The 22,966-nt window shown below is 56.0% G+C and carries 19 protein-coding genes and 2 pseudogenes; 10 read left to right on the top strand and 11 right to left on the bottom strand.

The features are described 5' to 3' along the window. The first annotated feature begins 13 nt into the window (after window positions 1-13). Genes SIC15_RS17585 through SIC15_RS17600 form a run of 4 tightly spaced genes read left to right on the top strand, consistent with a single transcriptional unit; the run spans window position 14 to window position 3,729 of the window. A complete protein-coding gene (locus SIC15_RS17585) occupies window positions 14-1,186 on the top strand; it encodes an ABC transporter substrate-binding protein (protein WP_412536569.1) in 1,173 nt (390 codons plus the stop codon). A 41-nt stretch (window positions 1,187-1,227) separates the two neighbouring features. Further along, a complete protein-coding gene (locus tag SIC15_RS17590; RefSeq protein ID WP_412536570.1) occupies window positions 1,228-2,202 on the top strand; it encodes a YVTN family beta-propeller repeat protein in 975 nt (324 codons plus the stop codon). Beyond that, complete coding sequence (locus tag SIC15_RS17595) at window positions 2,199-2,921, top strand: ABC transporter ATP-binding protein (protein WP_092030419.1); 723 nt, start codon at window positions 2,199-2,201, stop codon at window positions 2,919-2,921. The genes SIC15_RS17590 and SIC15_RS17595 overlap by 4 nt, the downstream gene beginning before the upstream one ends. Before the next feature lies 1 nt (window position 2,922). Continuing rightward, window positions 2,923-3,729, top strand: coding sequence for an ABC transporter permease (locus tag SIC15_RS17600; protein ID WP_092030421.1), 807 nt, complete (start codon window positions 2,923-2,925; stop codon window positions 3,727-3,729). Between the two features lie 208 nt (window positions 3,730-3,937). Here the strand turns inward: SIC15_RS17600 and SIC15_RS17605 are convergent, their stop codons facing one another. From SIC15_RS17605 to SIC15_RS17615, 3 genes are read right to left on the bottom strand one after another with little or no spacing between them, the layout of a single operon-like run. Further along, entirely contained in the window at window positions 3,938-4,609 is a 672-nt protein-coding gene (locus tag SIC15_RS17605; protein ID WP_092030423.1) for an ATP-binding cassette domain-containing protein, read from the bottom strand. Continuing rightward, window positions 4,602-5,378, bottom strand: a complete 777-nt coding sequence (locus SIC15_RS17610; RefSeq protein WP_092030425.1) for an ABC transporter permease — start codon at window positions 5,376-5,378, stop codon at window positions 4,602-4,604. Before SIC15_RS17610 ends, SIC15_RS17605 begins: the two co-directional genes overlap by 8 nt. Continuing rightward, window positions 5,375-6,328, bottom strand: coding sequence for an ABC transporter substrate-binding protein (locus SIC15_RS17615; RefSeq protein ID WP_412536571.1), 954 nt, complete (start codon window positions 6,326-6,328; stop codon window positions 5,375-5,377). The genes SIC15_RS17610 and SIC15_RS17615 overlap by 4 nt, the downstream gene beginning before the upstream one ends. A gap of 370 nt (window positions 6,329-6,698) precedes the next feature. On the opposite strand from SIC15_RS17615, the gene SIC15_RS17620 reads away from it, so the two are divergent. Then, the gene (locus SIC15_RS17620) at window positions 6,699-7,376 is read left to right on the top strand and encodes a response regulator (RefSeq protein WP_062786421.1); all 678 of its coding nucleotides are present in this window, start codon (window positions 6,699-6,701) and stop codon (window positions 7,374-7,376) included. A gap of 56 nt (window positions 7,377-7,432) precedes the next feature. Here SIC15_RS17620 and SIC15_RS17625 read toward each other — a convergent pair whose 3' ends face one another. Next, entirely contained in the window at window positions 7,433-7,924 is a 492-nt protein-coding gene (locus SIC15_RS17625; RefSeq protein WP_412536572.1) for an IS3 family transposase, read from the bottom strand. A 72-nt stretch (window positions 7,925-7,996) separates the two neighbouring features. Further along, window positions 7,997-8,590, bottom strand: coding sequence for a transposase (locus SIC15_RS17630; protein WP_273083494.1), 594 nt, complete (start codon window positions 8,588-8,590; stop codon window positions 7,997-7,999). A gap of 433 nt (window positions 8,591-9,023) precedes the next feature. Here SIC15_RS17630 and SIC15_RS17635 point away from each other — a divergent pair, with 433 nt between their 5' ends. Further along, window positions 9,024-10,703, top strand: coding sequence for a flavin-containing monooxygenase (locus SIC15_RS17635; protein ID WP_273083492.1), 1,680 nt, complete (start codon window positions 9,024-9,026; stop codon window positions 10,701-10,703). Between the two features lie 46 nt (window positions 10,704-10,749). Further along, window positions 10,750-11,940, top strand: coding sequence for a serine hydrolase domain-containing protein (locus SIC15_RS17640; protein WP_273083490.1), 1,191 nt, complete (start codon window positions 10,750-10,752; stop codon window positions 11,938-11,940). Between the two features lie 201 nt (window positions 11,941-12,141). Here the strand turns inward: SIC15_RS17640 and SIC15_RS17645 are convergent, their stop codons facing one another. Beyond that, window positions 12,142-13,017, bottom strand: coding sequence for an AraC family transcriptional regulator (locus SIC15_RS17645; RefSeq protein ID WP_273083488.1), 876 nt, complete (start codon window positions 13,015-13,017; stop codon window positions 12,142-12,144). A 679-nt stretch (window positions 13,018-13,696) separates the two neighbouring features. On the opposite strand from SIC15_RS17645, the pseudogene SIC15_RS17650 reads away from it, so the two are divergent. Then, window positions 13,697-14,069 (top strand): annotated as a pseudogene (locus tag SIC15_RS17650) (LuxR C-terminal-related transcriptional regulator); the annotation flags it as partial. 79 nt (window positions 14,070-14,148) lie between these two features. Here SIC15_RS17650 and SIC15_RS17655 read toward each other — a convergent pair. The 4 genes and pseudogenes from SIC15_RS17655 to SIC15_RS17670 form a co-directional block, all read right to left on the bottom strand. Next, window positions 14,149-16,410, bottom strand: a complete 2,262-nt coding sequence (locus SIC15_RS17655; protein ID WP_288366993.1) for a NahK/ErcS family hybrid sensor histidine kinase/response regulator — start codon at window positions 16,408-16,410, stop codon at window positions 14,149-14,151. Further along, entirely contained in the window at window positions 16,388-17,557 is a 1,170-nt protein-coding gene (nosP, locus tag SIC15_RS17660) for a nitric oxide-sensing protein NosP (RefSeq protein WP_412536573.1), read from the bottom strand. The genes SIC15_RS17655 and nosP overlap by 23 nt, the downstream gene beginning before the upstream one ends. 230 nt (window positions 17,558-17,787) lie before the next feature. Continuing rightward, window positions 17,788-18,958, bottom strand: a pseudogene (locus SIC15_RS17665) (porin). A gap of 188 nt (window positions 18,959-19,146) precedes the next feature. After that, window positions 19,147-20,553: a WS/DGAT domain-containing protein gene (locus SIC15_RS17670; protein WP_273083486.1), complete on the bottom strand. Its 1,407-nt coding sequence runs from the start codon at window positions 20,551-20,553 to the stop codon at window positions 19,147-19,149. Window positions 20,554-20,877: 324 nt separating this feature from the next. Here SIC15_RS17670 and SIC15_RS17675 point away from each other — a divergent pair, with 324 nt between their 5' ends. Both SIC15_RS17675 and SIC15_RS17680 read left to right on the top strand, forming a co-directional pair. Then, window positions 20,878-21,801, top strand: a complete 924-nt coding sequence (locus SIC15_RS17675) for an alpha/beta hydrolase (protein ID WP_069181986.1) — start codon at window positions 20,878-20,880, stop codon at window positions 21,799-21,801. Between the two features lie 81 nt (window positions 21,802-21,882). Then, complete coding sequence (locus SIC15_RS17680) at window positions 21,883-22,632, top strand: FFLEELY motif protein (protein WP_412536574.1); 750 nt, start codon at window positions 21,883-21,885, stop codon at window positions 22,630-22,632. A 19-nt stretch (window positions 22,633-22,651) separates the two neighbouring features. Here SIC15_RS17680 and SIC15_RS17685 read toward each other — a convergent pair whose 3' ends face one another. After that, window positions 22,652-22,930 (bottom strand): polyhydroxyalkanoic acid system family protein, encoded by a 279-nt coding sequence (locus SIC15_RS17685; protein WP_069181988.1) that lies wholly within the window; start codon window positions 22,928-22,930, stop codon window positions 22,652-22,654. Window positions 22,931-22,966: the final 36 nt, after the last annotated feature.

Genomic DNA, 22,966 nt, shown 5'->3' on the forward strand with positions numbered 1-22,966 from the left:
ACCGGAGAAACCCATGTCTGTTCTTTCCCGGACAACGGCCACTTCACTGATCGCCCTGGTAGCAGCAACACCGTTGAAGGCGGAATCCCTCGATGTGCAGATCGGCTATCTGCAGTGGGTGCCGGATCAGGGACCGGTGCTGTCCAATGTGATCCCGGAACCTGAGGACGCCGGTCTGAGAGGGGCTGAGCTGGCCATCAACGACAACAGCACCACCGGCAGGTTTCTGGGCCAGACTTACTCGATGCAGAGTAACGTGGCGGACTCGGAAGAAGCAGCTATTGCGGCCTTTGATGCCATGCGCGAGAACGGCCTGGAGTTGTTCGTGGTGAATGCGCCGGCGTCAACCCTGAAAACCCTTACCGAAAAAGCCGGTGATAACACCCTGATCTTCAACGCCGGGGCCAAAGACGATGCCCTACGCACCGGCCAGTGCCACGTCAATCTGCTGCACACCATGCCCAGCTATTCCATGCTCACGGACGCCCTCGTCCAGTGGCTGAATCAGCGACGCTGGGATGAGGTGTTTTTGATTACCGGGCCGACCGACGCCGATAAGGGCTGGGCCGATGCCTTCCGCCGCTCTGCCAAGCGCTTCGGACTCGAGATTGTCGAGGACAAGCCCTGGACCTTTGACGCTGATCTCCGCCGCACGGCCTCCAAAGAGCTGCCGCTGTTCACTCAGGCCAGCGATTACGACGCGGTGGTGGTGGCCGATGTGCGGGGCGATTTTGGCGAGTACGTGCCATTCAACACCTGGCTGCCACGCCCGGTGATGGGCACCCAGGGCATGTCGCCGGTCACCTGGCACCGGGTAGTGGAGAGCTGGGGCGCAGCGCAACTGCAGAACCGGTTCCGCGAACTGGCCGATCGGAACATGAACAGCGAAGACTACGCCGCCTGGGCGGCCATTCGCGCCATCGGTACTGCCGTGACCGACCTGAATTCCGCGAAGCCCGGCGAGATCCGGAACTTCCTGTTCAGCGACAAATTCCAGCTGGCCGCGTTCAAGGGCCGCAAACTCACCTTCCGCGACTGGAACGGCCAGCTGAGACAGCCGATTCCACTCGTGCATCCCCGGGGGCTGGTAGCACGAGCTCCTTTTGAAGGCTTCCTGCACCCGAATACCGAAATGGACACCCTCGGCTTCGACAGACCTGAAAGCGAGTGCCGGATTAACGGCTGAGCCCATGCCGGCCAACGTTCAAAACAAAAAGGAGTCACACCATGAAAACCCTGTTCAAACAGACCGCACTGGCCGCCATGATCGGCCTGTCGACACCGGCACTGGCCAGCGTGGCCTATGTGTCCAACGAGAAAGATAACACCCTGTCGGTGATTGATACCGAAACCCAGGAAGTGATTGAGACCATCAGTGTCGGCCAGCGGCCCCGGGGTATCCTGCTGTCCAAAGACTTTACCAAGCTGTACATCTGTGCCAGCGACGACGACACGGTTCAGGTGCTGGATCTGGCCACCCGCAAGATTGTGGACACCCTGCCTTCCGGTGAAGATCCGGAGCAGTTCGCGCTGCACCCGAATAACAAGCACCTCTACATCGCCAACGAGGACGACGCCATCGTGACGGTGGTGGATGTGGATACCAAGGATGTTCTGGCCCAGATCGATGTGGGCATTGAGCCGGAGGGGATGGCGGTGAGCCCGAATGGCAAGTGGGCCGTGAACACCTCCGAAACCACCAGCATGCTGCACTGGATCAACACCGAGACCTTCGAGATCGAGAAGAACATCGTAGTGGGCCAGCGTCCGCGCCACGTGGAGTTCAGCAAGGACAGCAAGACTGCCTGGGCCTCCGCGGAAATTGGCGGCACCGTGCACATCATCGATGTCGAAAACCTGGAGCAGATCCACGAGATGTCCTTCAAGGTGCCCGGTGTGAATCAGGATCGGGTCCAACCGGTAGGTATTGAGCTGACGTCTGACGGCAAGTACGCGTTTGTGGCGCTTGGCCCCTCAAATCATGTGGCGGTAGTCGACGCAAAAACCTATGAGGTTCTGGATTACCTGCTGGTGGGTGCACGCGTCTGGCAGCTGGATCTCGACAAGGACGAGACGCATCTGTACACCACCAATGGCGTTTCCGGGGACGTGTCCGTGATCAATCTGGAGGACATGAAGGTCATTAAATCCATCAAGGTGGGCCGCTACCCCTGGGGTGTGGTCATCGATCCGACGTCATGACCATCGAAGCGAGCAACCTCAGCTTTCGTTACGGCGACAAGCCGGTGCTCCGGGAGGTCAGCTTTGTGCTGACCTCTGGCCGTTTTCACGCCCTGCTCGGGCCAAACGGGGCGGGTAAATCCACCCTTTTTGGTTTGCTCACCCGGCTGCTGGCCCTGCAGCAGGGTGATATTCTGTTGGGTGGCCAATCACTGAAAAAGCAGCCGGCGGAGGCCATGCGCAAGATTGGCGTGGTGTTCCAGCAGAATGCCCTGGATCTGGACCTGACCGTTCGCCAGAACCTGCAATACCACGCGGCGTTACACGGGCTGTCCCGCAAAGAAGCCCGCACCCGCGGTGACCGGGAACTGGAACGCTTCAACTTGCTGGACCGGGCCAACGATGCCGTCCGCCAGCTCAACGGCGGTCACCGCCGGCGCGTGGAAATTGCCCGAGCCCTGTTGCATGAACCCTCGCTGCTGTTACTCGACGAACCCACGGTGGGTTTGGACGTTGCAAGCCGAAAAGCGCTCAACGAGCACGTGCGTACCCTGTGCGAAGAAGACGGCCTGACCGTACTCTGGGCCACCCACCTGATCGAAGAAGTTCGCACTGACGACCGGGTGCTGATCCTGCACCAGGGCCAGTTGCTGGCCGACGGCAATGGCCAGGCCATCTGCGAAGCCGAAGGCACCCGGGATCTGGCCGAAACTTTCCATTCCCTGACCGGAGCCGGCTGATATGAAGGCAGCACACTACTGGCACTGTTTTGTGGGCATCCAGACCCGGGAGTGGCTGCGGTTCTGGCAGCAGCGCACCCGCTTCGCCAGCGCCCTGGTGCGGCCACTGCTCTGGCTGGTGGTGTTCGCCGCCGGGTTCCGGGCAGTGCTGGGTATTTCCATCATCCCGCCCTACGAAACCTACATCACCTACGAGACCTACATCGCCCCGGGGCTGTGCGGCATGATCATCCTCTTCAACAGCATGCAGGGTGCCCTGTCCATGGTGTACGACCGGGAGCTGGGCAGCATGCGGGTGCTTCTGATGAGCCCCCTGCCCCGGCCGTTCCTGCTGGTCACCAAACTGCTGGCCATGGGCGTGGTGTCCATTGGCCAGGTGTATGTGTTCCTGCTGCTGGCACTGCTGGTGGATGTGGAGCCACCGCTATGGGGTTACCTCGCGGTGTTGCCAGCGCTGATTCTGACCAGTCTGATGCTTGGCGCTCTGGGCCTGCTGATCGCCACCTGGATCAAACAGCTGGAGAACTTCGCCGGGGTGATGAACTTTGTCATTTTCCCGATGTTCTTCATGTCCTCGGCGCTCTATCCGCTCTGGCGCATGAACGAGGCCAGCCCCTGGCTGTACTGGATCTGCCAGTTCAATCCGTTCACCCACGCGGTCGAGGCGATCCGCTTCTCGCTGTACCTGGAGTGGAATCCGATGGCTTACGGGATTACCGCCGGTGTGACGGCGGTGCTAGCGCTACTGGCCACGGCAGGCTTCCGGCCCCAACGCACCAGGATAATTGGGGCTTCCAAGCCGGCTTGATTTGGTGCCAGTGGTCAGCGCGGAGAAGGTTTCCAAAACACGCTCCTTACGGCACATCCCTGTGACGCTTGGGCTCCGCCATCCCTGGCTCCGCACAGTTTTGGAAACCTTCTCCCCGCTGACCACCCATACTCCGTGCAAACCGCCAACACAGGTAGGTCGGATTAGCAAAGCGTAATCCGACAGACTGCGGACACCCTCGATCAACCTAAGAGCCCGTCAAATCCAGATCACGAAGGCGCCCAAGAAGCCCATCGACCAGCCCAGGCTCTGCCAATACATCGTCCCACTGCAGTCGCGCAGGCTTGCCGTCGAGATACCACAGGCGGTTCGCCAATATCTCTGCATCACCGCCATCATGGGTAACGCAGATCATCGCCATATCAGGTTGCGAGTTCAGGATTCCGGCGATCAAGGCTTTCAGTTCGCCGGCCATGATGGGGTCCAGCGAGGCAAACGGCTCGTCCAGCAAGAGCAAGTCCGGTTTCACCGCCAGGCAACGGGCCAGGGCGGCTCTTCGGGCCATACCGAGTGACAGTTGGTCCGGGAGATAATGGCCGTATCCGGCCAGGCCAACCTGGCCCAGCAACGTCCCGGCCTCGTCATCGCTGGCACCAACCAGCCTGAGATTGGCGTGTAAAGTCCGCCATGGCAGCAGGCGATGCTCCTGAAACAGGTAGCCCACCCGGAGCTGCTCCCGGCCGATAACGGCGCTCTCTGGCACCGATTTATCGAGACCGGCAATGGCGTTCAGTAACGTGGTCTTGCCGATTCCCGAGGGTCCCAGCAGGCAGATGCGGTCGCCTCGCGAAACGGTTGCGAATACCTCTCCGAGCACCGGCTGGCCGAAATCACGGCCGGCGATTCTGAGTTCAAGCATGAGCGGCCTCCGGCTGGCGCCAGCGGCTGGATCGACGCTCGAGGGGCTGCAGGATGGCCAGCTCGATCAGCTGGACGACGGCTATAAAGGCCAGGCTGTAGGCCAGAATGGCGGCCACGTCGAATACCTGAAACGCCATATGCAGCTGGAAGCCGACGCCACTGGAGCGGCCCAGCAGTTCCACCACAAGGACAATCTTCCAGATCAGGGCAAGACCACCCCGGGTGGCGGCCATGAGGTAGGGAAACAGCTGCGGCACCCACACTTCACGCAACCGTTGCCAGCGGGTGAACTCGTAAACGGTGGCCATTTCCTCAAGCCGGTAGTCGAGGCTGCGGGCGCCTTCGCGAACCGTCACCGCAACGTTGGGCACTTTGTTGATCACGACCGCCATCACGGCAGCCACTTCCACCAGGCCGAACCACACGTACATAAGGATGATGGTGACCAGCGCCGGCAGGTTGAGTAACAACACCAGCAGGGGATCGAACAGGGCATTGGTGGTTTGTGACCGGCCCATCACAATGCCGATGGCGGTGCCAATCGCCATGGCCAGAACAAAGGCGACCACCACGCGGGCCAGGGTCGCCCCCAGGTGATGCCAGAGCTCGCCGGACGCCGACTCCCGAACCATGGTGTCCAGTACGTTCGCCGGCGTTGGTAAAAGGGGCGACTGAAGCAGCCAGGCCGTCAGCGCCCAGAGCACGACAAACGAGGGCAGAACTATCCAGTAGCTCCAGAGCGGCGGGCGGCCGGTAGGGCCTTTCACGGCTGGCTCCGGTAAAACAGATTGGCGGGCATCAGGCGGTCCGGGTCGGCACCTGTGAGGGTCATCAATCGCTGCAGGTCTGCAATACGCTGTTCTGTTTGTGGCGCAGGCGTGCCGGCGACGAAGCCCTCGCGCAATGCCGTGAAGACGCCATCTTCAGGATTACCCATCAGGGGACGCAAGCGTTGCCAGGGTGATTCACTGTCCGCCAGCTCGGCTTTGGCCTCTTGAAGGGAGGCCGCGAAACCATCTATCAACGATCCATGATCGGTCGCCCATTTCGCAGGGAAGACATAACCAAGCACCGGCAGGTTGCGATCCAGGTCCAGCTCAGTGAGCAGGTCAGCCATACCAAACACCGATCGCCAGCCGCCCTCACCTCTCAGGCGGGCCGCAAAATGCCAGTAGGTAACGATAACATCCACCTGCCCGCGCTTTAGCGCCTGGCTCAACAGAGGCGGAGCTGCGAACTGAAGTTCGGCGGATTCCTCCAGATTGATTCCCTGGCGCTGAGCCACCTTCTTGAGCAGCATCCAACCCTTGCTATCCGGCCCGCCGGCAACACCAATGCGCTTGCCCGCCAGATCCTCCACCGAGCGAATCGTTGAGCTGTCAGCGACGACGATATCGCCAATCTGGGAGGAGAACGGCACGTACAGGTAGGGCGTGCCTGCTTGGAATCGCGACTGTGCCCAGAGCAGATCGGCGACGGCACCGTGCACCGAGCCGCTGGTGACCGCCAGTCTGGAGGCCGGCAGGTTGGCAACCGGTTTCAATTCCAATTGGTAGCCATGCTCCCGGTCCAGCTTCCGGTGCAGGAGATGGTCGAGCTCCCAGTGGGCGGTGCCAAACTGCAACACGCTGACAGACAGCACGGGCAGGTCAGGCGCTCCTTCCCGGGCATGGACACTGCCTGCAAGACTCAAAAGAAGACATAGCAGTGCGACCATTCCCTGTTTGATCCAGGGATCGGCAAGCGAGGATTGGGAGACGGTCGTTATTGTTGGTTGTAGGCTCATTGCTCCACGATACGAAGCCCACAGCCTTGCAAGAATAGTACTTTGGTGCCTGTTTTTTGGTGCGATGGTCGCATTCAACCCGAGACCAAGATGGCGTGTAATGAAACCATCACAATAATAAACAGAGGATCGGAACCGATTCCGGCGATTCTCTGCACAGGAGGCCGCCATGCTGAACGAGCTCGAAGCCGCACTCTCTACCGAGAACTACCCTTCCGAAAACTGCCATCATGCTTCTGAAAAACGCTATCATGATTCGGAAGCCATTCCCGACACTGAAAACAAACAGGTAGACCCATCCATGGAGCCGGCTTACAAGATTCTGATTGCCGACGACCACCCACTGTTCCGCGAAGCCATCAGCAGCGTTATCGCCTCTGGCTTTGAGGGCAGCGAGATCATCGAAACCGACGATCTGGACAGCGCCCTCGATATCACTCGTGAGAACGACGATCTGGACCTTATCCTGCTGGACCTCAACATGCCGGGCATGCATGGCCTCAACGGTCTGATCACGTTGCGCAATGAGGCCCCGACCATTCCGGTGGTGATTGTCTCTGCCGAGGAAGACAAGCAGGTGGTACTGCAGGCCATTACCTACGGCGCCTGCGGCTTTATCACCAAGTCCTCGCCCCGGGCCCAGATGACCGAGGCCATCCAGCAGATCCTGAACGGCAATGTTTACCTGCCCTCGGACATCATCCGCACCGGCAAGGAAAGCAACACCCGCCGCAGCCGCAATGAGGATAATCCGATTTCACCGGAGCTGCTGAACTCCCTGACCCGCCGCCAGCTGCTGGTGCTTGAACGCATGTCCAAGGGCGAATCCAACAAGCAGATTGCCTATAACCTGAACATTGCCGAGACCACGGTGAAGGCCCATGTGTCTGCGATATTGCGCAAGCTCGGGGTTCACAACCGGGTGCAGGCGATTCTGTCCGCCAGTGATGTGGATTTCAGTCAGTATTTGAAGCGGTGAGAAAGGGGTCAGATGAAAATTTCATCTGAACGAGCCCCAGTTTTACGGACACCCGGTTAAGAGACAGCGTCTCGTTGCTCATACTCAAAAGGCGTCATGTAATCCAAGTATGAGTGCCGGCGCTGTCGGTTGTAAAAGACCTCTATGTAATCAAATAAGCTTTGCCGAGCCTGTTGGCGGGTGAGGTGCCGGCAATGCCCCACATGCTCCGTCTTCAAGGTGTGGAAGAAGCTCTCCATTGCGGCATTGTCGAGGCAATTTCCTTTACGCCTCGTGCTAGGCTCAATGCCATTACTGGTCAGAAGTGCCTGGTAATTCGCTGTCCGATACTGGACACCCTGGTCGGTATGCAGCATCAGTTTGGCCGGTTTTCCACGGCGTCCCAGGGCCATCTCCAAGGCCTCTGTAGCGAGACTTCGAGTCGGGCTCCCATTCATCGACCAGCCAACGATCATCCTTGAAAACAAGTCCATGATCACTGACAGATACAGCCATCCTTCGGCTGTTGAGATATAGGTGATATCACCCGCCCAACGTTGATTTGGCACTTCTGCCCAGAAGCGTCTCAGAAGTCGATACTCAACGATGTGTTCGAAGGTCCTGCCAACAGATGAGCGTTGTCAGGCTTTGGCCTGTGCCGTGATCAGGCCCGCCTGGCGCTTTAACTTGGTGATACTACGGTTCAGGCCAGCCTTGATGCCCTGACACAGCAGCTCTTTCCTGATCCGCAAAGGCCCATAGGTTTGACGAGTCTGCCGGCGGATCTCCTCGATCCGCTGCAATAGCGTTCTATTGGCCTTGAGTCGGCCTGATTCAGGGCGTGACCGCCAAGCGTAGCAACCGCTTGGAGAGGCACCTACCGAACGACAGAGGGCGCGTTTGGGATATTGCCCTGCGTGATCCCGGATAAAGGCGTACTTCACACAAGGCTCTTGGCATAGTACGCTGTTAAAGGTTTCATTTTCCTGCTTCAGGCGCTCATTTTCCCGCTTGAGTTTGGCCAGTTCGCTTTCAGGTCCGGCAGGCCGGCCAGAGACTGGAAAAGCATCCTCCGGCTTGGCCTCCAGCTCCTTCTTCCATTTGTAGAGCTGGTTTACACGGATGCCAAGATCACGAGCAAGTTGGGTGCAGTGCTTATTGGAGTCCGACATCTGGCGCACAGCTTCGCGCTTGAACTCCGGGGTAAAGAGACGGTATTTGCGTTCGGTTGTCATAGGCCACCTACCTATACTCTGTGTATAGTCACTTTTGAGGTTTCTGTACAACCGGGGCTAGATCAATCTGACCCCTTTCCCACTTTTCCGTAAGTCGGATTAGCTAAGTGTAATCCGACAAACCCTTGGGAACCCGCAAGATCCAGCCCCCGCAACTTTCCCAGCAGCCTATCGATCAGTCCAAGCTCACAAATCCGGTCATCCCACTGCAACCGAGCTGGCCTTGACAGCCCAGCAGCCGGCTGGCTGCCCGAAGTTGAATACGCCAACGACTGCAACCAGAACGCCACTTCACGTTCTCTAAGTAGTCAGCTTGACAGACAAAGAAATCAGAATGTGCCAGAAATGTGCAATAACTTGCCAGCTTCGTCCAATACCAAACTTCACCCGTCACCTCATTATTGGTGTTACCGCGCCACTATCGGTGGTGCGTATGACCGACAAACAAATACAAGAAAGTTTCCTGATAGAGGAAACGAAGGAGTTTGAGATGAATATGTCAAAGAATGTTGATTCTTATGATGCAGTAGTGATCGGCGCAGGTGTAGCTGGCTTATATCAGTTGCACAAACTCCGAGCCCTCGGAATGAGCGTAAGGGTTATAGAAGCCGCCTCGGGGGTAGGGGGCACATGGTACTGGAATCGGTATCCAGGTGCGCGATTCGACTCTCAGGCTGAGATATACCAATACTGGTTCTCAAAAGAGCTTTATGAGAACTGGAAACCATCAGAGCGGTTCCCAGCTCAGCCTGAAAGTGAGCGCTGGCTGAATTATGTGGCCGATAAACTGGATCTTCATCGAGACATTCAGTTTGAAACCCGCGTTGACTCTGCACACTGGAACGAGTCAGGTGGTACCTGGTCGATCACAACAGACAACGGTGACCATCTAGAAGCCCGGTATCTGATCGCTTGTACTGGAATGCTGTCTGCGCCCCTTGAGGATGTCTTTAATGGACAGTCCACCTTTAAAGGGCAGATTTGCCATACTTCTCGCTGGCCCAAAGAGGGGGTAGACCTCAAAAACAAGCGTGTGGCTGTGATCGGCACAGGCGCTACTGGAATTCAAGCCATCCAGACCATTGCGCCAGAGGTGGATACGCTGAAAGTTTTTGTACGCACTCCTCAGTACACAATTCCGATGCGAAATCCGAAATACACAGAGGAGGATTGGAAATCCTGGTCCGGACAGTTTACTTATCTGAAAGATCGCGTGCTCAACACCTTCGCTGGGTTTGACTACGACTTTGATGGCCGGTCTTGGCACTCTGACAGCCCAGAGGAACGCAAAGAAAGACTGGAGAACCTTTACAATGACGGTTCACTCGCCCTCTGGCTCTCCTCATATCCCGAAATGTTCACCGACGAAGCTATAAACGAAGAAATCTCCGAGTTTGTGCGGTCGAAAATGCGGGAACGATTGAACTTCGATCCAGACCTTTGCGACCTTCTTATTCCGACAGACTACGGATTCGGAATCCGGCGTGTTCCACTGGATACAGGTTATCTCGAAACATACCTTCGACCGAATGTCGAAGCACTGAATTGTCGAGAGACTCCGATCGAGGGGATCGTGCCGCAGGGTGTTTTGATGAAGGACGGCACGGTTCATGAGGTGGACGTAATTATTCTGGCCACCGGTTTCGATGCAGGCTCCGGAGCCCTAACGCGAATTGACATACGCGGTAAGGAAGGCCGGAGCTTGAAGGAAGAGTGGGACGATGAAATCCGCACCGCCATGGGTCTGCAAGTATATGGCTACCCTAATTTGTTCACTACCGGCGCACCTCTTGCACCTTCCGCGGCTCTGTGCAACATGACAACTTGCCTGCAACAGCAGGTGGGGTGGATCACCGATATCATTCAGCATGCTAATGAAGAGGGAAAGACAGTAATAGAGCCAACCAAACAGCTCCAGGATGAGTGGGTCCAGCACCACGATGAGGTCACAAATCAAACACTCCTACCACTTGTCGATAGCTGGTACATGGGCACCAACGTTCCAGGCAAGCCCAGAAGACTACTCTCCTACTGTGGTGGGGTGAATGACTATAATCAACGCTGTGTTGAGTTGGCTGAAAACAACTACCCGGGGTTCACATTCAGCGCATGACATACGTAGCTCTCATCTGACCAAAAGAAACAAGAGGTAGTGCCAAATGAGCAATGCAAGAATGAAAGCTGCACTGGACAGTGTGCTTCAACAGACCACAGGACGCCATGGTGGTGCTCCAGGTGTCGTAGCCATGGTCACTGATCAGGACTGCAATATCTACGAAGGAGCTGCGGGGGTACGGGAACTGGGCAAACAAACGCCTATGGATTTAGACACCGTGTTTGCTATCTTCTCAACCACTAAGGCAATTACAAGTGTATGTGCGTTGCAGTTGATTGAAGAGGGACTTCTACGACTTGATGATCCAATCGCGGAGTACCTGCCGGAGATGGATGAACTGCAAGTGCTTGAAGGATTCAGCGCGGATGGGAAGCCGAGACTCAGGCCTCCAAAGCGCAGGGTTACGGTTAGTGATCTTCTGTTGCATACCTCAGGGCTTAGCTATGAGTTTTTCAACGCGGAAGATAAACGCTACCGAGAACTAGAGGATATTCCATCGATCATCACTTGCACCAAAGAGTCGATCCAGACAGTGCTTCAGCACGATCCAGGCGATGCATGGACCTATGGGGTAAATACTGACTGGCTTGGTCTGATCGTGGAGAAGTTGCGAGGGAGACGTCTTGCTGAGGTTATGCATGAGCACGTGTTTCAACCGCTCGACATGACTGACACCGCATTTTCAGTAAACAACGACATGATGAACCGACGAGCGACAATACATTCAAGGGCTGAAGACGGCCAGTTAATACCAGTCCCAGAGTTGGCATTACCGACAGAGCCTGCGATGGATATGGGCGGACACGGCCTCTATGGAACCGTGAGGGACTACATGAAGTTCCTGCGCATGATCCTAAACGACGGAGCGGGCGAGAACGGGAGGGTGCTCAAGCCTGAAACGGCAAGCTTGCTAGCTAAAGACGGCTACGCTGGCACAAGCATTCCAATCGGGTTCTGGAAAACATCCGATCCTAGCCTTGCCAACAGCGGTGAGTTTATGCCCGGGGTCGATAAGGGTTGGTCCCATGCCTTCATGGTTAACCGTGAGAAAGCCCCTACAGGACGCTCACCGGGCTCAATGGCTTGGGCCGGGCTCGCCAATTCCTATCTGTGGATCGATAAAACCAAGGGAATCGGCGGTTACTGGGCAACCCAAATTTTACCATTCTACGATTGCTCATCGTATCCCGGCTTCTATGAATTCGAAGCTACGACTTATCAAAATCTCGACTGAGGCACTGATGCCTAGAGTGGTGGCACGAATGCCGCCACTCTAGGCAATCTTAGGGACGGACCAAAAAGAGCAGATTAATGTAAGCGTCCGGTAATCCCATCTTGAGCATGCCGCTGCCGCCGTCATGACCTGCCCCATAACTGGAACCCGGTTATACCTGACAAGGTGTGATGGGCGGTCACTTACAGATTAATGATCCTGTCATCCTCTTATCTGACCAGGTGTCAGATTCAGCTTACGTCGGAAAGCTCGTGTCATATGAGCTTGGTCCGAGAAGCCACATTCGCTTGCAATAGCTTTGATTGGCTTAGAACTATCCAACAGCATCATCCTCGCCTGCTCAATGCGTTTTTCTAGTAGGTATGCGCAAGGCGTCATTCCATAGCTTTCCTTGAATCGCCGGCAAAAAGTCCAAACACCCAAACCAACGACTGCCGACAGCTGTGCTATGCTAATCTGATGTTGTAAATTTCCGTGGATGTATTCAGTCAGTGCACAGCGCTGGTGTCTTGAAAGGCGAGACTGACTGACCGTCTCCTTGAATTTGACATCCGCATAATTACGTAATAAGTGGATGCTGAGCTGAAGTCCCAGTGCCTCAGCATATGCTGGTCCGCCAATCGCTGAGTTTCGTGTTTCTCCTAAGATGGCATCAGAGATTGAAGTAATGACTGGATCCTCTGCGTTAAGCACATCGTGCAGGCAAATCTCAGATATTGAACGGCCTAGGACATCTTGAGCTACACGCGACATTAAACTCTCGGAGAGGTATACGTGTGATACGTTGATTCTTTGAGTCCAATGCCAGTGCGATGGTTGCGCACGATTTAGCAGAGAAATGTGGCCTGGCACGCAGGTCGTTCGCTTCCAGCGACTCTCAACAAGCCGATCCATGGGGGTCTGCCCCTCAAAGTATCGGACTATCATATAGTGATTCATCGGAGGTATCGGAACATCCAAGCCTGAATACCTATAGGAACGCTGCCCCACATCAAGCCACCCAAGGTCGTCACTAGCAGTCAACACCTCTCCCGGCACCCAAATAGGTAACTCTTCTGGTTCGATGAGATCTACCATTGCAGTTCTCCCTCGACATCTAGTCGACTGTTATTATTAGAGGATAAAAGACGTTTGGGACGCTACTCTAAATAAGCTAACCAGAGCGAAATCAAAAAACTCGACAGCCTCTTAACAAATCTCCCCTTACAACCCGCGTCGTCGCCAATACGAATGAGGCCCATTGTAGTGGTCAACTAATCCCACCCCGCCTGTCTAGGTTTAGCTCTCTACTCCACAGCTTACAGTTTGACTGTTGGACCGATAGCGCAACCTTGAAGGCATAGGCGGGAAGAGGGCATTTCGGGGAATAATCTACCTTTTTGGATACATCTCATAGATCAGCCTATTTCTATACAATTAGTACGAACAATCTTGCTACAGCCACGAAAATATATGCCATGCTGCTTCTTGGGCTTTGTTTGCATACCAGAGCCTCCCCTAACATGATTGAGGCACTCTTAATCTTCCATTTCCTATGGCCGAAGCTCTTTTAATTTTTAGAGTTACCTTTACCATGGAAAAGTGTCAAGCTTGCCTTGGATAAATCCGTCTAAAGAACATGAAGATCTAGTTCGCTAGTCTAAGTTATTTTCTAGTAAAGTGTTGTTCATTCAGCTAACCCAGAAAAAGCCTTCCATAGCTTCTCCCAGTAGTTGCAAATATGCCTGCAATCAACACTACTTACCTACGGCCCTTCGGGTTCATTATCAAATCCTCGCCCCGGGCCCAGATGACCGAAGCCATACAGCAGATACTCAATGACAAATGTCTACCTGCCATCAGACATCATCCGTACCGGTAAGGAAAGCACCAGCAATCGCCGCAGCCGCCACGAGGACGATCCGATTTCTCCAGAGCTGCTGAATTCCCTGACCCGCCGCCAGCTGCTGGTGCTTGAGCGTATGTCCAAGGGCGAATCCAACAAGCAGATTGCCTATAACCTGAACATCGCCGAGACCACGGTGAAGGCCCATGTGTCTGCGATATTGCGCAAGCTCGGGGTTCACAACCGGGTGCAGGCGATTCTGTCTGCCAGCGATGTGGATTTCAGTCAGTATTTGAAGCGTTAAGTTGGCCCGGTTGTCGGATTACCAATTTGGCCTGGTTGTCGGATTACGCCGTTGGCTAATCCGACACCCATCTGCAACCTCAATTCCTGAGCAAATGACTCAACGCACTGCGCAGCTTAAGGGGCTTCACCGGCTTGTTCATCAGCAGGTGCCCCAGCTCGCGGATATGCTGCTTGAGCTCATTGGTGTAGTTGGCGGTGATCATCACCACCGGCGCCGGGCATCTCCGGCGGCCATTGATCTCAGCCACCACGTCCACGCCGTTTTCGTCGTTGTCCAGATGGTAGTCAGCCAGGATCAGGTCCACCGCACTGGTGGCCGGATCCAGCTGACGCTCGAGGTCCTCCAGGGATACCGCCGTGACGACTCGGCACCCCCAACCTTCAAGCAGAGTTTTCATGCCCTCGCAGATCGACTGGTCATTGTCGATCACCCAGATTCGGGCCCCGCCAAGACCGCTATCGAAAGGGATGGCTCGGTTCTGGTCGACCGCCGACTGTTTGGCCTTCAATCGGCCGAGGGGCACACTTACGCTGAATACAGAACCCTTGCCTTCAGTGGACTGGACCGCCACTTCATGGCCAAGCATGCGAGATATTTTATCTACGATAGCCAGCCCGAGGCCAAGGCCTTTATCGGGCTGTGAACCTGCCGGGCGGATGCGTTTGAACTCTTGAAAAATCTCGGTGAGTTTGTCTTCGGGAATACCGGGGCCGGTATCCCATACCTGCAGCAGAACGTGACCCCCCTGTCGCCGGCAGCCCAGCAGGATCCGGCCATTCCCCGTGTAGCGAATGGCATTGGTGAGGAAGTTCCTGAGAATCCGGGCCAGCAGTTGCGAGTCCGATTCAACAATCGCGGAGCTGGCGACGAAGTCCAGACGCAGCCCTTGGGCCATGGCCATCTGACGGAATTCCCGGGCGATGTTATTGAGCAGATCCCGCAGATCAAAGGCGGTGACATCCGGTTTGATCACACCGGCATCGAGCTTGGAAATATCGACCAGGGTACCGAGAAGATTTTCAACATCGTCCAGGGAGGTGCTGACCGAACGAACCAGGCCTTCCGCCTTGGGCCCGAACGACTGCTCCAACAGCGCACTGGTAAAAAGGCGGGCGGCATTCAGGGGCTGCAGCAGATCGTGGCTAACGGCGGCCAGGAACTTGGTTTTGGAGAGATTGGCCCGCTCTGCCTCCAGTTTGGCATCCCGAAGACGGGCTTCCACCGCCGCCCGCTCGGTGATTTCCTGGCGCAGCTGGTTATTCAGGCCAGTCAGCGCTGCGGTACGTTCTTTCACCCGCCGCTCCAGATTGTCATAGGCTTGCTCCAGGGCCAGGGCGGTCTTTCGGCGGTCGGTGATGTCCCGGATCAGCACAAAGAAACCGATGATGTCGCCCTGCTCATCGAAGTTCGGAACGTAGGAGCGAAGCATATACCGCACCTCACCCTGCTCCCCGGTCTCTTCAAACTCAAAGGTGACGTTGTGGCCATCCATGACATCCATAATCTGCGGCAACAGTCGCTGATACAGCTCTGGCGAATGCACATGATCCAGACGCTTGCCCAGGGGCGACTCACCCTTGCGGCCGTACCAGGCCTCGTAAACCTTGTTGCAGAACTGGATGGTCATGTCGGCCCCGACATAGGCAATCAATGCCGGTACATGATCGGTGACCACCCGGATCCAGCGCTCGCTTTCCTCCAGCGCCTTGATCCGCCGAGCCATTTCGCTGTTCTTCACATCGGTGATGTCGGAGTACAACACCACCAAACCGCCTTCGCGAGTCGGCCGCTCGGTCATCTGGACCCAGCGTTCGTTGGAAAGAAGAAACACTACCCCCTCGGAATCCGGATGACTGTGTTCTTCAACGATCAATCCGGAGGTGACGGCCTGCGATTTCACCTCAGCGATCGGAGTGCCCGCTTCGGGTACGTCCAGGCCGGCGTGGCGCCAGTAACTCCGGAACCGGCTGTTGCTCTGGATCAGGCGGTGCTGGTTATCGAACAGCACAAACCCATCAGCAATACTCTCGATGGCATCGCTCAATCTCTGGCGCGTCGTTTCGGCTTCTTCCCGCGCCCGGTTTAGGGCCTTGTTGCTGCCCTTCAATTCCTCCATGGCCTGATTGAGTGCTTCAGTACGCTCCCGTACCTGTTCGGCAAGCACCACCGAATGCTCGAAGGCCGCGTAGGGCTCCGGCTTATGGGCCGAGCCGGACTCAACCCGGACAATCAGGGCATCCCGAATCCGTCGCAGGCGTTCGTTCTCCGCCTCTAGCTCGGCAATCCGCCGGTTCCGCTCATCCCCAGGGGATGGGTCAATCTTGTCCGGAACGGACATCAGGCTGGCCAATCACCACCCCCGTAAACGTCTGGTTGATATGCATGCCGTCGAACTGCTCGCCGTAAGTGTTAAAACCGATCACTTTGTGATGGCGAAGAAATTCAGATACCGCCTCAACTTCCCCTGTCAGCTCAGCTTCCAAGCGCCTCAGGAAACAGTCACATCCGATAGTCACCAGCGGTGGCCCTACCATCTGCTCAGACGCTTCGATTTGAGTTCGCACACTGTCCAGGAGACCTCCGGGCCTCATGGCGGTAATCACAATGCCGGTTTCCACGGCGCAGTAGAAGGTCAGGCTTTTGTCCTGGTTAACCCGCTGAACCGAACGCACGAAGTAATGCCCGCCAATTTTCACGCCCATGGGCCTCAGCGCGAACACCTTGCGGTCCAGGGCCTCTACATTCACGCCAACAGCGCGGGCGTAGACATCAGCCGCGGGTTCGGCGTTGATTTCGTACACGGTGCGGCTTTCAGCGCAGGCATCGGTAACGACCAGTTTATCGCTGGTTTCAACCATGTGATGCGTGGAAAACACCCGGAAATCCAGAGGTGTATTGACCAGCAGAACCGTCGCCGCACCGGTATGAAACTGCCCATCGAAGAATACATGGGTATTAGCCAGGCGTTCATCATCACCCGCTGACCCGCCAAACTGCGGGATAGCACCCAGAGCTGCATTGAGCGTTGCCAGCACCAGCTCCTCACGACTGGAAAGACCGTCCAGTAAGGTAATCGCAAAAGTATTACCCTTCACCGGAGCGAGCTTGGCATCACGGCATGTGGACAGCAGGCCATGAATGACCCCTTGGGCATCCTGCAGGGTAAACCGATCGAGCTCGCGAATCAGAGCGCAATCAATGGAAAAGTAACGATTATCGAAGCCGATGGCGGCAATGCATCCACGGCCATAGCCTTCCGGCGTAATCTCTCCAGCTGAGGTACAGCCATACACACGCACGCCCTGAAACGCATGTTCAAGGGCTATACCGAGACGGCCGAGATCGTATTCTGCGGAACAGAAAAACAACACCCAACCCAGATGCTCATGGTTCAACTGACTGGCCAGATTAGTTGCCGCCAGCATGGGATCGCGAACACTGGAGCTCGATACCCGAACGGCAGGCAGGGTTGTAACTGAGTTCATGTAGGCGGACCTCAAAAACGAATCACGTTCCACTGATTCTACGGCATCCGGAAACGCGGCCAATGCAACTTCAGTACATTTGATTGGCTCGCCAAAATGATCATAAGTCATTGATTGAGCTTCTCCCCGAATTAATATTTGGTCTACGTCGGTTTCCGAGGGGGCAAACCGACACTTTAGTCTTGGACCAAACCAGGTGTTGGCATCCTGCTGTTACGTCTTCATGTTTACTACCAAGTAACAATTGCTCCAACTGCAAAAGTGTCCGATTCTTCCAAGTCTGCCCCCGAAGACTCGACAACACTCTCGTGGCGGGTATATTCTGTTACTAACTTGAGATAGTCGTTAACATCATGGAAAGCTGCTAAAGTTATCGTCTCGCGATTCGTATCGAGGATATCGTCCGTTCCCTCCCCATACGATACAACGAAGCGATTAGAGCCTACGGAATACGATCCTTGGACCAAAAAACCTTCAGTATCTTGCTCTTCAAAAGCTGGCAGAGCACCACCGATGGTGAAATTATTAGTGAATAGAGGATTCAAACCTTCAGCTGTAAATCCAGATGCTGTGAGCGACAAACCTTCGAAGGAAACCTTTACACCATAGCCAATCCCCTTTGAGGTCACGTCCTCACCACCAGCGACCTTGGTTTCAGATTTTTGGTACTGTCCATTTATCCAAGCGGTAAGATTTACAGCACTAACATCCATGTTGTATGTCACTTCGGACTCAATACGCGGCATTTCCTCATATCGTGCTCCGGTACTTGAACTCTCAGCAATCTTATTCGGGTCCAAAATACCTACTGCGACTTTCACCCCCCCCCAAATCCGGTGAACGATAGGTAATTTGTGAGGTTGGAAAAGCATAGGGATAACCACTCCCTATGTTCCCGAAGGAAACACCAGCTGTATCAACCAATCCCAGCACGTCGCTACTGTGGCCGTGCCCCATCAGAACTTCATCTAAGAAAAGATTCGATCTTGCAAATAGACCAAAATCCCTACCAATTAGAATTTCGCCCCAACTGCTCCCAACGGTTCCGTATAACTGCCGTACATTGAGACCAGTTGAAGTACCTGACGTATCAGTGTCGTTAATATTGACCCAAAAAGAGGAACGGGCGCCCAGCTGAAGATCACCCATGTCTCTGCCGACATTAAACCCGAGATAGTTGGGAAAGAAGCCCATTTTCACACGAGATTGCCTACGATCGAGATCATCTCCTGGCCTATCCACATCCGTATTCACATAAAAAGCGTTAATATAACCGTCTGTAGAAAAGCTGGTACCGTCTTTATTGTAAATTTCAATCTCTGCATTGGCTCCGGTGCTGGCACCCATGGCTGCTGCCATGGCAATGGCTAACCCTGACTTTCTGACGTTATTGTTTTTCATAGTTCCCCCCGGTTGTTTTTGGAAATCTGGGATCGGAGATCCGGGTTATCCGGACTCTCCAGGCGCGGTCTGTCGCCTGAATTCCATGGTCGGTGATGCGAGGGAGGGGGAAAATGCTTCCAGGGAGCAGGTTTTCTGCTCATTTGGGAGGCACTTGAATTGAAACTTTGGGAGTACGACCTGGCGGATCAGTCGCCGGGAAACTGGGCCAGTTCCTGCAGGCAGTCGTTGAGAAAGTCTTCGGGATCGGCCATCACCGCCTCATCGGCAACGACGCCAAACTGCACCTGGCCAGCGTAGCTGACAATGCTGATACCCAGACCAATATCCCCGGCCTGGGGCACCCAGAACATCTGCTCGGTAATCCGGCAACCGGCAATGTACCGGGGCTCCGGGGTGCCAGGCACGTTGGACACCACGGCACTGGCCTTGCGATAGAACACCTCGGCCAGAGGCTCCCGCCAGGGCTCCGGAACGACCGTTGCACTGGCCGCCAGCCCCCAGGCAATGCCCGGCTGCCAGCTTTTCTTCAGGCGGCGGGTTTCATGCTTGATCCGGTACAGTCTCTCAAGGGGACTTTCGCCATCCACCGGCAGAGGCACGAACACGGTGCCAAAATAGTTGCCCAGGGCGCCGGGGGCCGGTTTCAGCTCGTCAGGCAAACGGCTACGGATATCAACGGGCACGGCGGCATGCAAAACCGCTTCGTCCAGGTCCTCGCCCTCAATGCCCAGGCGGGTTCGCACAGCCGCGGCCACACAGCTCAGCAACACATCGTTTATTGTCACATTGGTGATTCGGGCAATGTTCCGGAAGCGCTCCAGCGGCACCGGGTCAGACCAGCGACAGTGCCGTCGCCCGAGCAGGGGTCGCCGGAGATCGGTATCAGAGTCCTCCGGCTCCACCAGGAATTCCGAAAACTCATGGACCAGCTTGAGGCTCTTCTGGGCAACCCGCTCCACCAGCCGACCAGCATCCTGCCACTGATTGCCATTGGATTCGTCGACTCCGGCACCGCCATGGACTTCGTCCCGGGAATCCCCGGAAGCCATCAGTTGCCCGAGCCAGACTTTTGCCGCAGCCGTCCAGCGTGACAGTTCCGCGGTCTCGGGTGCGCCGTAGATGGCCGGGTGCTGCTGGGGGGACGGCGGACAGAGGCGATCAAAAATGCCGAGCAAGGACAGGCCATCGGCGTAACAGTGATGAATACGCAACAGGAGCACCGCCCCACCCTCGGCATTAGGCGCCAGCCAGAATTTCCAGCGCGGGCGATACATCGGCAGCGGCTGGTTCAGCCGCACCGACACCCATTCCTGCAGGCTTTCCGGCGTGAAACGATCTACCACCACATCAAGATGGTGGCGGACATCAAACATGGGGTCCGGCTCCCACCACCAGGCGGGCGAGCGTTTCACCGGCATGTACCGGAAACGTTCCCAGGCCATCCAGTACACACGGAGGAACTCCCGGAAACGGGGTGCGGTAAGACCATCAACCCGCAGCATCACGGTGATGGTCATGGGGTTTTCCGGGCGTTCCAGGGCCAGCCAGGCCGAATCCGCAGGTAGCAGGAGATGCGATTGTTCGTGACTCAAACCCGAACGTCCCTGGAAAAGTGGTGGAGGTAAGTAAAAACCGAACTCCGCATTGTGCCAGACAAGCCCCGTCGGCTCCATATGCGGCACCAGCGCACACTGTTACAAAAAATTACACGTGAGTAACTGTTCAGTCCTATACTGGTTATAAGCCTTGGCGCCATGGTTATTACACGCTGCCGATCCGTGATCGATTGGCCCTGAGACATCAAAAACTCTGCACTCAGAGCCAGTAACAAAGCGAGTTGATCGGGGTACAAAAGGCTTACCAGCACACCCTAATTCCAATAACAGGCCATTGCCGTGCTGGAAGGGAGAGCAGTTATGAAAGCGAGCCATGTTCGCAAGCTGATAAAACCGATTGAGAGCGCCTACTCGGAAATGTTCTCCGGGCGGGTGTATCGCGTTGGCAAGGGCGCGGTGTCCGTTCGCAACCACAGTGGCAAGGCCGAACAAACCGTGATCGGCGTGCACGGCTTTCTGGAAAACCACTGCTACTTTACCCAGGCCTACGAAGCACCCACCACTGAGCTAATTCTGCTCACCTGCAGCAATTACCACATTCCGGTGAACGGTGTTACGCCGGAGGCCCCGGACTGGGAAGTGCCGATCAAGCACCTGGAAGGCACCATCGAATACGATGCCTGCATTCTCAACCAGGCGCTTTCCAGCCTGCCCACGACTGACAACATCCGGGTACATGGTCACTCCCGGGGCGGGGCGGTGATCCTCGAGGCCATCAAACAATGGCCCGACCTGTATGAAGACGTTGAAGTGGTGCTTGAAGCGCCCGTACTTCCCGACGGCCGACTCTCGGCGCTGGTGACCACCATTCTGGAGCCGGTAAGCCATGGCATGTGGCCCTGGCTGATTCGTCTGATCAACAGCGCGCCCTCGTCTGCTTACGGACAGACCTTCTTTGGCAAGATGAACCCGCGCAAGAAGCAATTGCTCAGCAAACTGTTCTCTGCCACCAAGGATCATCTGACCATTGTTCGTAACATCGAAAACATCATGGACTGGATGGCGCGAACGGATACCAGCGTCTACAGCCACGTGCGCCACGGCACCTTCCTGATTCCAGCGGTAGACCGCATCCTGGATCGCTCATCCATGCTCGCCAGTGCCCGCCAGAGCCCGACCACCATGCGAATCGTCGAAACCGAGGCGCCGAGCCACTTCATCACCCTGGACAGCAAGGAATGGGTCCCGGGGTTCGAAACGCTGCCCGCAGCCGCACAGGGCTAGCCCGGGCATTGCCCTGCTGCAAGACCGCCGCAGCTCCGCTAGACTACGCTCTTTTCCTGAGGTTTAGTGGAGCCATCGCCCATGTACCGTGAGCGCCTTGTCGCTACCGAAGCCCGCACCGAAAGCGCTCGCCGGCTGCAAACACTGCTGTTGGACTACCATGATTTCAGGCGTCTGAAAGCCGAGCACCCAATGGTGGAGAATGCGTTCCACCTCGCTGACTGGCAGGCGGAACGGCTGAAGGCAACCCATGAAGACCTTTACCACCACCCCGGCTACCATCACGGCCTGGAATTCCTGTTGACCGATCTGTACGCCCCCGCCGGCATGACCCGTAGGGACGACAATATTGATCGAGTGTTCCCGAAGATGGTGAAGTGGCTGCCGGATAATCTGCTGGACACGTTTGCCGGGCTGGTGGAGCTGAACCTGATCACCCAACGGCTGGACCTTGAGCTTGCCGAGCTGTTAGAGCAACAGGGCATCCGGGCCGACTCAATTAACACTGAAGACTATTGTGCCGTCTACCGCCAGAGCCGGATGCTGAGTCAGAGGGAAAGACAGATCTCCCTGGTAGCCGAGGTAGGGCAGCAACTTGATCGCTATGTCCGCAACCGCACTCTGGGGTGGCTGCTGTCGATGACCCGGAGCCCGGCGGAAATGGCCGATCTGACCGATTTGCACAGCTTCCTGCACCGGGGCTACTCCGCCTTCCGCAAGATGGACGATGTGGAACTACTGATCGACCGGCTGGTGTCCCGGGAACAGCAGGTAATGCGCAACATTCTGAACCATCACCCGGACCCGTTCAGCCTGCCGGGCGACCTTTAAGCCGACATGCAGCAACGAATCAGGCCTTGATGATCTGGTCCAGCTGCGAGTGGATTTCCTGCTCGATGCGGGATTTGAAGGGCCGCAACATCAAGCCCAGTTCCAGATGAATGTGCAGATCCGTCGGGGTAATGTTCAGGTGCCCCTTGACGCCGCTTCGTTTGAATTTCAGGTGATCGCCTTCCCACTGGTAATGCACGTCGAACTGGCTGGAAAGGTCTTTGGCCAGGGATTCGGCAGCCTCTCTGGCGTGTTCTTTATCCAGGGCATGCGGGCGGTGTACATCAATGACGGACATGAAAACGTTTTCTCTCGGATTTGGACGAATTTACAT

It is taken from the genome of Marinobacter sp. MIT932201 (genome assembly GCF_047123295.1).
In the GTDB taxonomy this organism is placed as follows: domain Bacteria; phylum Pseudomonadota; class Gammaproteobacteria; order Pseudomonadales; family Oleiphilaceae; genus Marinobacter; species Marinobacter salsuginis.